This window comes from Paenibacillus sp. J22FR21 (genome assembly GCF_056269135.1).
This window is the reverse complement of the sequence record NZ_JBWDNJ010000003.1, coordinates 186,855-199,952: the sequence shown is the minus strand read 5'-3', so window position 1 is coordinate 199,952 and position 13,098 is coordinate 186,855. Positions and strand designations below refer to the sequence as shown.

14 protein-coding genes are annotated in these 13,098 nt (G+C 51.3%); 3 read left to right on the top strand and 11 right to left on the bottom strand.

Annotated elements, in window-relative coordinates:
- Window positions 1–4: 4 nt before the first annotated feature.
- From AC0YNS_RS11630 to AC0YNS_RS11595, 8 genes are all read right to left on the bottom strand, one after another.
- Window positions 5–1,045, bottom strand: coding sequence for a TadE/TadG family type IV pilus assembly protein (locus tag AC0YNS_RS11630; RefSeq protein WP_475781157.1), 1,041 nt, complete (start codon window positions 1,043–1,045; stop codon window positions 5–7).
- The gene (locus AC0YNS_RS11625; protein WP_475781156.1) at window positions 1,008–3,245 is read right to left on the bottom strand and encodes a hypothetical protein; all 2,238 of its coding nucleotides are present in this window, start codon (window positions 3,243–3,245) and stop codon (window positions 1,008–1,010) included. The genes AC0YNS_RS11630 and AC0YNS_RS11625 overlap by 38 nt, the downstream gene beginning before the upstream one ends.
- Before the next feature lie 12 nt (window positions 3,246–3,257).
- On the bottom strand, window positions 3,258–3,935 hold the full coding sequence (locus AC0YNS_RS11620) for a pilus assembly protein (RefSeq protein WP_475781155.1): 678 nt from the start codon (window positions 3,933–3,935) through the stop codon (window positions 3,258–3,260).
- A 25-nt stretch (window positions 3,936–3,960) separates the two neighbouring features.
- Window positions 3,961–4,146: a Flp1 family type IVb pilin gene (locus tag AC0YNS_RS11615; RefSeq protein WP_475781154.1), complete on the bottom strand. Its 186-nt coding sequence runs from the start codon at window positions 4,144–4,146 to the stop codon at window positions 3,961–3,963.
- 27 nt (window positions 4,147–4,173) lie between these two features.
- Complete coding sequence (locus AC0YNS_RS11610; protein ID WP_475781153.1) at window positions 4,174–4,941, bottom strand: type II secretion system F family protein; 768 nt, start codon at window positions 4,939–4,941, stop codon at window positions 4,174–4,176.
- Between the two features lie 110 nt (window positions 4,942–5,051).
- Entirely contained in the window at window positions 5,052–5,873 is an 822-nt protein-coding gene (locus AC0YNS_RS11605) for a type II secretion system F family protein (RefSeq protein WP_475781152.1), read from the bottom strand.
- A 5-nt stretch (window positions 5,874–5,878) separates the two neighbouring features.
- Window positions 5,879–7,126, bottom strand: a complete 1,248-nt coding sequence (locus AC0YNS_RS11600) for a CpaF family protein (RefSeq protein ID WP_475781866.1) — start codon at window positions 7,124–7,126, stop codon at window positions 5,879–5,881.
- Window positions 7,074–8,291, bottom strand: coding sequence for a P-loop NTPase family protein (locus tag AC0YNS_RS11595; RefSeq protein ID WP_475781151.1), 1,218 nt, complete (start codon window positions 8,289–8,291; stop codon window positions 7,074–7,076). Before AC0YNS_RS11595 ends, AC0YNS_RS11600 begins: the two co-directional genes overlap by 53 nt.
- Before the next feature lie 302 nt (window positions 8,292–8,593).
- On the opposite strand from AC0YNS_RS11595, the gene AC0YNS_RS11590 reads away from it, so the two are divergent.
- Window positions 8,594–9,232, top strand: coding sequence for a nitroreductase family protein (locus AC0YNS_RS11590; RefSeq protein ID WP_475781150.1), 639 nt, complete (start codon window positions 8,594–8,596; stop codon window positions 9,230–9,232).
- A gap of 100 nt (window positions 9,233–9,332) precedes the next feature.
- Here AC0YNS_RS11590 and ndk read toward each other — a convergent pair whose 3' ends face one another.
- A complete protein-coding gene (gene ndk, locus AC0YNS_RS11585; protein WP_475781149.1) occupies window positions 9,333–9,812 on the bottom strand; it encodes a nucleoside-diphosphate kinase in 480 nt (159 codons plus the stop codon).
- Between the two features lie 144 nt (window positions 9,813–9,956).
- Window positions 9,957–11,756 carry a M3 family oligoendopeptidase gene (locus AC0YNS_RS11580; protein ID WP_475781148.1) on the bottom strand — a complete coding sequence of 600 codons (1,800 nt, stop codon included), beginning with the start codon at window positions 11,754–11,756 and terminating at the stop codon, window positions 9,957–9,959.
- Between the two features lie 145 nt (window positions 11,757–11,901).
- Between AC0YNS_RS11580 and AC0YNS_RS11575 the strand changes: the two genes are divergently transcribed.
- A complete protein-coding gene (locus AC0YNS_RS11575) occupies window positions 11,902–12,075 on the top strand; it encodes a YycC family protein (protein WP_475781147.1) in 174 nt (57 codons plus the stop codon).
- The gene (locus AC0YNS_RS11570; protein ID WP_475781146.1) at window positions 12,072–12,308 is read left to right on the top strand and encodes a hypothetical protein; all 237 of its coding nucleotides are present in this window, start codon (window positions 12,072–12,074) and stop codon (window positions 12,306–12,308) included. The genes AC0YNS_RS11575 and AC0YNS_RS11570 overlap by 4 nt, the downstream gene beginning before the upstream one ends.
- Before the next feature lie 77 nt (window positions 12,309–12,385).
- Here AC0YNS_RS11570 and AC0YNS_RS11565 read toward each other — a convergent pair whose 3' ends face one another.
- Window positions 12,386–13,087, bottom strand: a complete 702-nt coding sequence (locus AC0YNS_RS11565) for a DUF2225 domain-containing protein (RefSeq protein ID WP_475781145.1) — start codon at window positions 13,085–13,087, stop codon at window positions 12,386–12,388.
- Between the last annotated feature and the right edge of the window lie 11 nt (window positions 13,088–13,098).

The following is a 13,098-nucleotide window of genomic DNA, read 5'->3' as shown; positions in this document are numbered from 1 at the left end:
CAAGCTACAGAGCAGCTCTCTTCTCCACTACAAAATGTCTGGCAGCACGCGATGAACCTTCACTTGCCGAAACAATAAGCTCCCATACGCCGGGAGTGGTGTTACCCGATATCAGCCATGTCCACTCCGCAAACCCTTCGTTGTCTGTGTAAGTATCGCCGAGATGCTTTGCCACACTGTGCCCACTCTTATAAATCACCTGAATGGACAGCTTTCTACCCGGACTTGTCTGAACGACAACACGTGCCCGTCTTCCCGGATTAGCCGGTGACGGCTCGAGAAGTACAATTTGAATAGGCGCTTCATCTAATTGTGCCAACTCTTGATCCTGAGGTGCCGGAATGGAATCGCGCACCCAGACACGTTCTTCAGCACGCTCCCTCAATACAATCGACTTCTTCGTAAACGGAAATCCCAGCTGGAACTCATACTCCGCCTCGATGAGAAGGGAAACATCTGACTTATTCTTCAAATCAGGAAGCGAAAGCTTGCTCAGACGCAGCCTCTTAGGATCGAGCACGGACTTATCGGCTTCTTGGCGAAGCAGCGGTTCAATAATGCCCCTGCCGGCTTCAGTTGCTGCTGCATCCACTACCGGCTTCCAATTCCCCTGCAATGCCGATGAAAGGAGAAGCCCTGCCGGAGCCGGAAGCCACTCTTCCAGCTTCTCAGCAATGAAATCCACTCCCGGTAATTGTTGCAATAGCGGTGGTAAAGCAGCTTCTGTTCGTGTTCCCGCTTCCGTATCTGCCTGAGGCTCCGTCACCGAATTAGCTGCCGATTCCGGTTCATGGATCTCTCCCACGGATGCACTCAGCTTCTGAAGAGCTAGATCAACAGGATGGATATTAGCCGCAGCCTGCCTTACCGTTTGGGATACTGAGCTATGAAGCGCCATCTGCACCGTATTAAGCCGGATCAAGCAAATAAAGAAAATAACGACCATTAGCACAATCGGAAGCAATAAAGCCGCTTCTAAAGTAATGCTTCCGGTTTCGCTGCTCCGTTTACCCGTACGACCAGCCAATGGTATGCGTCGCTTCATATCGATTGCCCTTAACCTTTCCGCTCAGAATACCTGCGCCAGTAAAGCTCCTCATGAGCCCGGGCAGAAACCACAGCTTCACGGAGGAGGTCAATTCCCCCGTCAAGCCTGTGGAGACATATGATAAGGAAACGCCGCCCAGATTACGCTCAATGACAGCGATAATGCGCGCTGTCTTGGCTTCGCTGCTGCCATGCAACAGCAGAAAAACCCTTAGATAATCCAAATAACTTAATTCCACGGGCGTATACTTGGAAAGCTCCACTTTCCCTTCCTGCGCAATCGTAATCATATCGGCCAGCGATTTCTCTAATCCGTACAGTACCGCAGCGGAGAGTACCAATAATGGATGTCCCAATCCTTTGCATGCAATAAACCCTTCCATCGTTCGAATCGCCAGCCTTGCTGCGAACAATTCACCGTAAGCGGCGGCCACATTAGCAGCGGGCTCCTGAAAACCATACATAATATATTCGACCTCTTGATTCTCGAGAGCCAGTCCCGAAGAGAAGCCTTCTGTGGTCGATCGACCGCTTGCCGGAGAAGCAGAGAACAGCTTAGGATCGAACGAATGAAACCGATGAACGATATATTCATTCACATAGAGCGGATCTCTGATCCCTTCAAGAACATCCGCCATCCCGCTGAAGATCCTTCCCATGGAAGTCATCGATACCCTTGCCTTCTCACCGGCATCGACATCAGCGTCCTCACCGCCATTCAGGTCATCATCTATTAGCGGCGACGTTGCAGCTTCATTGAATTTCAGATTCGCTTCCATTCGCTGCTTCACTTCACGAAATGCCTCTTGGTGGTCCTCCTGATTCGGGGCAGAGATCATCGATTGAAGCTGCTGTTTCACTTGAACCCATTTGGTCTCAGCTGCCGCTTCATTAGACTTTCGTTCTTGATCGCTGGACTGCCGGCTCTCCATCTCCTTCTGCCTGCTATGGATGACGGTGCCCGGTTGAATGTAGCGATCCCCATAGCTGCCATAAGCACCTTCAAGCTGCTGCAAGGATTCACGTAATATTTCGGACCTGCCGATACCCCCAATTGCAGTTAGGACCGCCTGACGAAACAAAGCAGCCCTTGCAGCTACTTGCTGAATATCGACTGTTTGCTGGCTTAGTTCTTGTTCATAAGTTTCAAACCAAGCTTGATCCAGCACGAGCCCTTCTGCAGCATCACGTGATTCACGAAGAGGTGACAGCTCACCAGCTTGCATTGAACCGGATTGCCCTCCGGTAAGCTGCTGCTGATTCATCCGGTCATAACCGTCGCCCGTTCCTTCTTCTCTCATCCGCTTGACCGCATCTTCCATGGCCTTATTCAAGCCCTTTGCTTCTTGGAGCAAAATAACGGCCTTTCGCTCCGATTCGCGATGAAGAATGGCCGCATCATCCAGCACTGCCATGATTGAATCAGCTTCGTTACTCGCATAGTTCCGATAGAAATTAATGGCATCAATGCGTAGTGGGGGCAACTCCTCCATTGTGCGTATCGTATCTTCTCTGATCCACTGCTCATAGGAACCGTAGAGGCTGACTATTTCTCGAGCCGAACCTGTCATTCGTGACCCTATTGCATTCTTGACGCTGGCAGCGGCTTGTTTCTGAATCGTAATCACTTCCTGCAGCCGCTTCTCTCGTTCATCGTAAAGCTGACGAAGCCGCTCCAGCAATTCCACTGACATGGAGGCTTCCTTCATAGCAGAGGCCATCGGGGCGAACTTGGAGGCTACCTCCAATGTAAAATCAATCGGCGCTTTGTATTTCATGTCCTCCAGCACCTGCCTGCTAAAGACCTGATGAAGGCCTAATACCTCATAGCTGTCCACATGCGATGCTTCCGTCTTCCCGTCGAGGAGTCTGAATCCGCCCTCATCCGAGGTCCAGTTGTGCGACACGGCTTGCGCGAACAACTCCCCACGATCTGAACCGCCTGTACCGAACAGACCATATTGCTCATATAACGCCCCGTCATAAGCAGATAAAGCGGATCGGATGCCGGATTGCGCAGCAAGCCTGCTCTGTTTCTCAAAAGCCGCAATTCGCGCTAAATCGATGAGCAGCGCTGTGAACAGCAGCATGGCTGCAGTCGAAACGATCAAGTAAATCGAAACAGCACCGTCACTGCTCCTCCAGAAGAACGACTGGATAGGGGCAACATGCCGACTATTATCATTCAATCGGTGCATTTGTTCTGCCTCCTACTGCTCCTGATCCTGAAGAGATTGCCGGTTATGCAGCACTTCACGGGCTTGTGCCTTGCCTTGCTCGGACTGACCGGCAAATCTTCCTGCATAATACCGTACGAGATCCACATTTCTGATGAGCTCGACAGGGTCGACTATGACAGCATCCGTTATAGCCATCGGCTCCGAGTGGCCAAGTATCGTTTCCAGAGGAGGGATCGATAATGGCTGGCGGAGCTTCACGTCAATTCTTTTCACCCATACCCCGTCATACGTCATCACCCCTTCGAGCGGCTCCCGAACTCTGACTGCTCCAATTGCCATCTTCTTAAGGGGGAGGGATTCAGAGGGAACACTGGACGTATCCGAATTATTGGCAGAGGTGTCGCCAATCGGAACACTCAAGCTGTTCTGATTGCCGCCAGCTGATCCGAATAACGTTTGCAGTGCCCCATTATCTGACAACCGCCAATATAATCCGTCGTACTTCCCGGTCACGCCTATTCCACTGACAGCAGCTCTGGCACTGTTATCCCAGCGGAAAGCAGTTCTCTCTGCCGTTTGTGATGCAACTGAATACAAGACAACCTTCTGGTAGGTATACATACTAAGCATGAGCAGCGTAATGAGGGCTACGAAAATCATAGGAAACACCATACTTGCTTCAAGCGTAAAGCTTCCTTCCTCCTTCAATGCCAGCGCACGCCACCTCGCCAAACTAATTGAAGATTTCGTTCGCTTTATCATCCGCATCGCCCATCAATTTCTCCATTAATGCAATAATCCAATCCTTGAAAAGCAGTGCTAATATAATGACTACAGCAATGATAAGTACGATCTCCAGCGTACCAAGGCCCTCCTCATCCTTCCAAAATGCATGCAGTGCGTTGTTCATGTTCTTCATATCAATCCACTCCTCTATTAGTAGTAGTTAACCGCGCATCATTAAGATCGCAGGTGATGCAACAAGCACCATAAGCACCATAAAGATACCGACAAGCGGGAAAACAAGCTTCGAGGAAGCTTCTTCACCTCTTGCACGAGCTACAGATTTACGTTTCTCCCATAAGGAATAAGAGAGCTCCTTCAAAGAAAGGACAAGCTGATCGCCGCCTCGGCGATAATTCAGCAGTAATGTTGTCGTAAACAGCGACACCTCCTGCACGCCGCAGCGCCGGCTCAGCGTCTCCATCGCCGCCGCAAAGGATTCGCCATTACGCACGGCTTCATTCACTTTGCGAAGCTCGATGAACAGCGGAGTTCCGCCTTTCTCATCCTTTCGTTCACCGGCTCGCACTAATGCGCGCTGCAGCGTCTCTCCCGCTCCAAGCAACAACATCAGCTTGCTGATCACCTCAGGCAGCAGCAGTAAAATATCCTGCTTGCGGCGCTCCACTTTAGTGGCGGTATCCCGCCATTTCGCTGCGGGCAGAAGGATACCAAGCAGCATGCCTATATACAGCAGCGTCTGCTCCTTGCTGAGTACACTAAGCCACGCTCCCGCACATGCTGCCGCGTATCCTGTACCGATGGACATAGCGACAAAGCCGTCTGTTGCATCTACCGTCCAGCTCCGCCCGTTAAGAATAAACAGCCTCCCGTGCAAGCTCGCAAGCAAGGGCTGAATGCGGTTTAACAATCCGCTCTGCTCCAGCAAATAACGAAAAGGGGATGTCACTAATCGTTCTGCCGTGCTCATCTGGTTTCTCTTGTCATGCCGCCTGCATTGCAGCAAAGCCCAACTCCATAAAGCAGTAAGTAAAGACCCCATAATAATGGACAACAGCAAGCTGCAACCCCCTTCGACAATTACATGCGGATATTCATAATTCTCGTCATCAGCATAAAACAAAGTCCGAGAAGAAGAAGCGCCGCTGTCAGTATGACGTAGCCAATCCCGCTGTATAAAGGTGCCATATAGTCCGGCGCTGTCAGGCTGAGGAAGGCTAGGAAAACAAACGGAACCCCCATCATAATTCGCGATTCCAACCGCTTCTGCGCTACCATGACGGCGATTTCCTGCTGCACATCCAGCTTCTCGCCAATCATCTGTGAGGTTCGTCTGATCACTTCAACCAAATCACCTCCGGATCGTTTACAGGTTGTAAAGACGTCGGTGAACTGTGAAATATCATCGATCTGGGCACGTTGGCTCAAATCGATCAGCCCCTGTTCAAGCGTTTCCCCGTAACCCAATCTCGCTGATAAAATCTCAAATTCGATTAGAATCTCAGTCAGCGGATTCGGGTAGAGCAGTCTGAGATCCTCAAGCGCGGTAACGAAGGCATTCTCTACAGAGCGCCCTGCGGCAAGTGAAGATGCGATTGAATAGAGCGCCTCTCTAAATTGAACTGCCAGACGTATTCGCCGCTGCTCCAGCAAGGATCGCCTGTGGATACGAGGAGTGATGATGCCAGCTAATGACAGCACAAGCGCAGCAACAACAGAACGATAAAACAAGAACGCGGCAGCAAAGACCAGAAGCCCTCCGACAACCGCCGCTGCCTTGAATTGCCGACCGGATAAACGATACTCCCCGTAACAAGGAAGCTCCTCTGCGCCTGCTCCTACTGCAGATGCCGCACTCGTCCATCCAAGCCAAAGCATCCAGTCGGCATGAGTACTCTTCATACTCTTCAAGCACCTTCACCTTCCGAGAATTCAGCTTCAGCCATACCCGCCATCTGCAGCTTCCACGTCCGGTGCAACTTCATATTCTCGCAGCGCCGTAGTAAGCCGGACACACGACCTTCACGTTCACCATCCTCTTGGAACCGGTAGAGGGTTTGCAGTACTACCTCACCATCCTGAATTCCGATGACCTCGGATATTTCGATGACTCGCCTCGAACGATCGCGTAAGCGGGATACATGCACGATAATATCGATTGCCGAACTAATTTGCTGCCTGATGACGGCGATCGGCAAATCCGCACCGCTCAGCACCATCGTTTCCAATCGGGCAATCATATCCCGAGCGCTGTTACTATGTCCGGTGGATAAGCTTCCATCATGTCCGGTATTCATTGCAGCCAGCATATCGATTGCTTCGCCGCCCCGTACCTCGCCTACAACGATCCGATTCGGCCTCATTCGCAGCGAAGCTCGAATCAGCTCTCGCATGGAAATAGCCCCTTTCCCTTCGGTGTTCGCGTTACGCGTCTCCAGCGATACTAAATTGGGGACCGTACGAATTTGCAGCTCGGCTGCATCTTCAATGGTTACAATCCGCTCGTCCTCCGGAATGAACTGAGTAAGAGCATTAAGGAAGGTTGTTTTGCCCGAGCCTGTCCCGCCGCTAATGAAGATATTGTATTTGGCCTTCACAAGCTTACTAAGCATGGAGGCGGCCTCAGAAGTGAGCGCCTCACACGCGATCAGATCATCCATCAGCAGCGGACGCTCAGGAAACTTCCGGATCGTCATCGTCGGTCCTTTCAGAGCAACCGGCGGCAATACGATATGCACCCTCGAACCGTCCTTCAGCCTGGCATCCACAATCGGCGTGGATTCATTCACTACGCGGTTAACACCCGCAACTACAGATTGAATCAAATCCTCCAGCCGTTCCTTACTTTCAAAAGCCATCGGAAGCCTCGACAATTGTCCCGCGCGTTCCACGAACATCTCCTTATGGGAGTTGATCATAATCTCCGAAATGGCCGGATCATCCATAAGCGGCTGTATAAAATCCAAGCCTCGGAAAGAATGAAACAATCTTCGAACCAGCTGGATCTTCTCACCTGCCGTAATGGGATGATCCAAGCACCACCGAAAAACCTCCCGTTCAATGCGCGAGCTGAAATCCTCATCCGACATGGCGCTCCCCAGCTCAAGCTGGTTGCGAATTCGCTCCTTGAGCAGCTGGATTGTTTCTTCTTTCAAAGGCGACACTGTCATCACCTCCCGGCTTCAGCTCGCCAAGCTTGCCAAGCAGCGTTTCAAGCGCTCCGCGATACTGAGGAGCATCGAACCACCCAGCCCCGCCTTGCTGACCGATAGCAGTCCATTCTTTCACGAAAGGAACAGTAGCTGTAATCGACAGTGAAGCCATCTTACCGCTATGCCATTCCGCTTCAGGCCTGCCAATTGGTTTAAGCTGAATAAATTGAAATTTCGGTTTCGACTCCGCAAAGGAAGAACCATTCTTCTGCTCGCCATATTGCATGGCTAACTCAGTCTTACGCAAGCTGCTCGGGTCGTTATTCAAGAGCCAAAGCACATGGCGGCTTGCTTGAAACACCCCGAAGTGTAAGGCATCCAATCGGCTGTCCAAATCAACCACAATCTTGTCGTATTCCCCGGTTCCCTTGATGGCACCCAGCAGCCTCTTCACATGCTCAGCCGTAAGGGACAGTCGTTCCTCCGCATTCTCGCAAGGCACGATAAAATCTATGCCGAGCCACGGATGCCGCTTGCGCAGCGCAATAATTTGGGCAACCGCTTTATCCGGGGCTGCTTGCAGCGTGTACAACAAATTCGAGAAATCTTCTCGACCATCCCTGCTGTCCCAGAGCGGTGCAGCATTCCACTGTTCCAAATTCAAATAAAAGACCCGAGCACCGCAGGCGGCTGCCTGCCTCGCAAGCTGAAGCGCAAGCGTGGTCTTACCGATTCCACCGGCAGGGGAATACACCGAGATGATGCTAGCCCCAGCTTCAGACTCAGCGCCGGATTCGGCATTCCCCTCACCCATCAGCTTTACCGTGCGCTGCTCAGAAGAGGCATATAGAGCCGCGAACGACTGCAGCAGCTGCGGCAATGGCTGATACTGCAGCACTTGGTGCTTATGCCCTGAAAGTCCAACCTGCCCTACAAGAGCTGCGGCTAACACGCTCTCAGCCAACTCTCCCAGCTCATCCAATAAGCTTGGTTCTGCGACGAGCAGGTCAACGGCATATCCTCCGCGCATATAGCTGCGAAGTGCTGCCGGATTCGTGAAGGCCGTTAACTGCCAGCCCGTTCCAAAGGAGCTCTGACGCATGTAGTCGCCAAGTCGTTCGATATAACTCGATTCTTGTACAGCAACAATAAGGTTTCGTTTGCTCATACGGATCAATTCCACACTCCTCTTGGCATCCTGAAAAAGAAGAAAAGGACGCAAAAAAGCACCATAACAACGCAGATCATCTGCGCGTTACGGTGCTTCCGTAGCGTCCTTGTACAATTGACCATAATTTACCACATTATTCACATTGGAGTCAACCCACATTTAGGCACAATTCAAAGTTCGACTTCCTAATTTTGTAGTTGCTTATCTTTTGTATGTGTACTATACTAAAGTAAGTTAATTTGTATCTGGTTAGTTACTTATTTTTACATTCATTCCATTTGGAGAGGGAGACACCTAAAATGAACCAAAACAATACTGTAGCAGCACCATCCGCCGAGCAAGTCATGCGTGAGCGTCATTCCGTACGTCAATACAAAAGAGACGTAGTTATTCCTGAAACAACATTGAACGAAATTCTTGAACTGGCAGCAACTGCACCATCTTCTTGGAACCTTCAGCAATGGCGTTTCCTCGTTATCCAAGACCAAGCACAGAAAGATCTTGTTCGTCCGATCGCTTACGGTCAACAACAAGTATCCGACGCTTCCGCCGTTATCGTTATTCTTGGCGACTTGCAAGCGCAAATTACCGGCCGCGAAATCTTTGACGGCATGCTCGCAGCAGGCCATGTGACGCAAGAAATCCGTGACAATATGGTTAGTCAAATCGAAGGCGCTTATTCGTTCGAGCAAGTTGCACGCGACGAAGCTAACAAGAATGCTGGTCTTGGCGCTATGCAGCTAATGCTCGCAGCTAAATCGAAAGGTTATGACACGGTTGCAATGGGCGGCTTTGACAAAGCGAAGCTCGTTGAAGCTTTGAACATCCCGGCACGTTACATCCCGGTTATGATGATTGCAATTGGTGAGGCAGCTGCACCGGGTCGTCCGACTCCTCGTTTGCCGCTTAGCAAATTGGTTATCAACGAATCGTTCTAATTCATCCCCACACACAAAACAAGCACACAATAACGAAAGCCCTCCGTTCTCTCTAAACGAGATACGTGAGGGCTTTCTTGTAATTGCACTACCTGTGTCGTTAATGAATGGAATGCTCATCTCGTGCCACAGCCGTTCTTCCAAATAATGGATCCAGAGGCTGCGCAGCATGCTCGCGATCAAAGAACAGCCCGATTTCACGCGCGGCACTTGCGTCAGAATCCGATCCATGCACAATATTACCCGAAATATCCATTCCGAAGTCGCCCCGAATCGTCCCCGGCCCAGCTTCCACCGGATTCGTCTTGCCGATGATTGCACGCGCATTCTCAACCGCATGAGGCCCTTGCCAGATCATGGCGCACACCGGTCCGGACGTCAAATAATCGACCAATTCACCGAAGAATGGCTTTGACTTCAGCTCTCCGTAATGCGTTTCAGCAAGCTCCCGGTCAATTGTGCGAAGCGATATCGCGGCCAGCTCGAAGCCTTTTTGCTCAAAGCGTGTAATAATAGGGCCGATCAGCCCCCTCTTCACTCCATCCGGCTTTACCATCACAAACGTCTGCTCTACTTGCATACTCCTCGAACTCCTTCCATAAGCGGACAAATCCAGATCCAGATTCCAGTGACAGAAAAACGGCGCCGTCCCCATAAGGCCGCACCGTTCTCTATCGATCATTATTCCACATTATGTCAGGTTTTATGCCTAACTCTCACAATCTTACGATTCTTCTGTCAGAGCCAGAAACTCTTCAACGTCTTCTAAAGCAAGCTTGACCGCTTCACGCCAGAAGTCCGGCTCATCCAAGCGTACGCCAAGATGCTTCTGCGCCAAATCCTCGACCGTCATCAATCCGGTATCGCGAAGCAATGCGACATAGCGGTCCGCAAAAGACTCGCCTTCTTTCTTCGCTTGCGCATAGATGCCGCAGCTGAACAAATATCCAAATGTATACGGGAAGTTGTAGAACGGCACGTCCGTCAAATAGAAATGCAATTTCGATGCCCAGAAATGCGGATGCAGCTTGCCAAGCGCGCCGCTGAACCCTTCCTGCTGCGCCTCTTCCATCAGCTTGCACAGGTCTTCTTGGGTCAGCATGCCCTGCTTGCGTTGCTCATAGAAGCTCTTCTCAAACAAGAACCGAGAATGAATATCCATAAAATAAGAAACCGCGTTATTCAGCTTATCATCGAGCAAGGCCAGCTTCTCTTCCCGGCTAACCGCAGCCTTCAGAGCGGAATCAGATACCAGCATTTCGGCAAAAGTAGACGCTGTTTCGGCCACATTGCTCGCATACTCCTGTGCCAGCGGCGGCAAATCATTCATTACATGCTGATGATACGCATGTCCAAGCTCATGAGCAAGCGTCGAGATATTCGACGGTGTACCGGAATAGGTCATGAAGATCCTTGTTTCCTCACTCTTAGGAAACGACGTACAGAACCCGCCCGGACGTTTACCGGGGCGATCCTCCGCTTCGATCCACGCTTCGCGGAACGCCATCTCCGTAAACGTGGCCAGATCCGGACTGAACGCACGGAACTGCTCCGTAATGAACGCCGCTGCGTCGCTATAAGGTACTGTCTTGCTCGCTGAACCAAGAGGCGCGCTAACATCATGCCAATCCAACTGCGAGAGGCCCAGCAGCTTTGCCTTGCGCTCCATATAGCGGACAAGCCGCGGCTTCCCTTCGGTTACGGCAGACCACATCGCATTCAGCGTAGCCTCGCTCATCCGATTAATCGCAAGCGGCTCCTTGAGCGCCGTACCCCAGCCCCGCTTCTCATACAGCTTCAACCGGAAGCCGGAGATGCGGTTAATCGTATCTGCGCACAGATCCCCTTGCTCCGACCACTCGCGCTCCCACTCCGCGAAAGCAGTCTCGCGTACGCTGCGATCACTATGACTAAGCCTATTATGCATTTGGCCCGCAGATAGCTGCTTCACGGCCCCGTCCTTCTCAGTGACTTCGAATCGAATACGCGATACGATCGTGTTATAGAAATCTCCCCAGCCGTGGTAGCCGTCAACCGCCAGCTCCGCTGCGAGTGCTTCCTCTTGAGGCGGCAGCTTCTCCTTAACGGCTTCCCGCCGCTCATTCAGTACGAAAGCAACCGGTGAAGCATCAGCAGCGTTCAGCCAATTCTTCCAGCTCTCCTCATTTGTCCGCAGAAGCAGCTCATCGAAGTTGGTAAGTGCCCCGTTGAACTTGGCCGATAAGGTTTTGACTCGATCATTAAGCCCGTTTGCCGCCGTATCTTTCATCTGCTGCGCTTGCAGGCATCCTACGAAGGAATCCGACTGACGAAGCCGAAGCAAAATCGACTGAACCGCTTTCGTCCAGCCTGACAGCTGATCCGGTGAAGCAGGCGTGCCGCTTGCAGATGCCGCGGACAGCTCACGTGTCAGGACATCAATATCGCGCTCCATGCCGCTTAGTTCCTGATGAAATGCGGCAGATCCGGAACCCCCCGCATAGATATTTTCTAAATTCCATGTTGTCGGTAATATGGATTGCATAAGAGCCTCCTCCTGTCTGCGCGTTGCGAATTCTATCGTCGCAGTGTATAACTGAATTATACCGTTATCCATGTCCCTTTTTCCATCCTATGCAAATCTGGGCGCTGCCTATGCAGACAAGCCCCTACGATAAGGAGTGTTTACGATGTCTCAACCCTTACAGCTCTCAGCGGAAACTGCAGTTAAGCTGGCGAAGGAATTGAATGTTCCGCTGGAGCATTTGATGCATATGCCCAAACATATTTTGCTGCAAAAGATTGCCGAGCTCGCGAAGAATGCCGCAAGCGACACTGAGGATAAAGGAGCTTCCACGCCGTGATTCCTTTTGAACGCGCTTGGCCTTATGACATTATCATGAAAGACGTGTATGTGCCGAGCTGCCCGTTCTGCAAGAAAGACAACGTCCTGCTGCCAATCAGACCCAAGGAGCTTGGCGATATTCGCACAGGCAAGAAAAGACTTCTCGTCTTCCCATGCTGCCATAACCGGGTAACGGTGATCGATGCAGACCAGGACTATCTCCTTACGGACACGACGCTTCGCCACGCCTAATTTCGCTTCCATGCACACAAAAAGCCGTCCGAGCAAAAGCTCGGGCGGCTTTGTATTATCGCTATTGTATATTATCCCTACGCGTTCATTGCGGCGGGCTCATCCTCGAAATTGTCTCCAAATTGCTGCTGCTCGCGAAGCAGCTGCCATTGATCGCGGCATGCCCGGATCATGGAAGCATCCTCAATCCGTTTGTCATTGACGACACGCGAGAACCATTTCACTGCTGCATTCGGCTCGCCGATCCGACGATTCAGCTCCCCCATCAAATACATCAGCTTCGCATTATTGAGTGAACCGCTCTCCGTTTCGAATACGGCTACGTAAGCATCCAGTGCGAAGCGGAGGAAACGCAGCTCCTGTTCCTTCATATTCTCATACCGATAGAGCCATGCAATATGATGAAGGATACCCGCTATGACGCGTTCCTTCTCGTCAATAATGCCTGAACAGAGGAGGGCAAGCTTGTAGCATTCCAGCGCCTGCTCCTTCGTACGCGTACCGCCGTAATCGCGATAACTCCAGCGGCCTCCCAGCGTCTGTTGATAGAGACTTTTCTGAGCTGCTGTCATTGACGTCTTGCCGTTCTCCGTAGAAGAGAATCCGCATCTCGGACATACACGTACAACGTAGAAATCAGGGTTAAACTCCGTCTTGTAATGCGAACAGAAATCGGTATCCCGACCGGAAGGCTTCTTGAAGCTTGGGCGTACACGTGACGTCTTGTAGGTGGACTCACAGCAAATGCAGGTAATTGAAGTTAAATAGAGTGGATCCATTTCGTCACGTC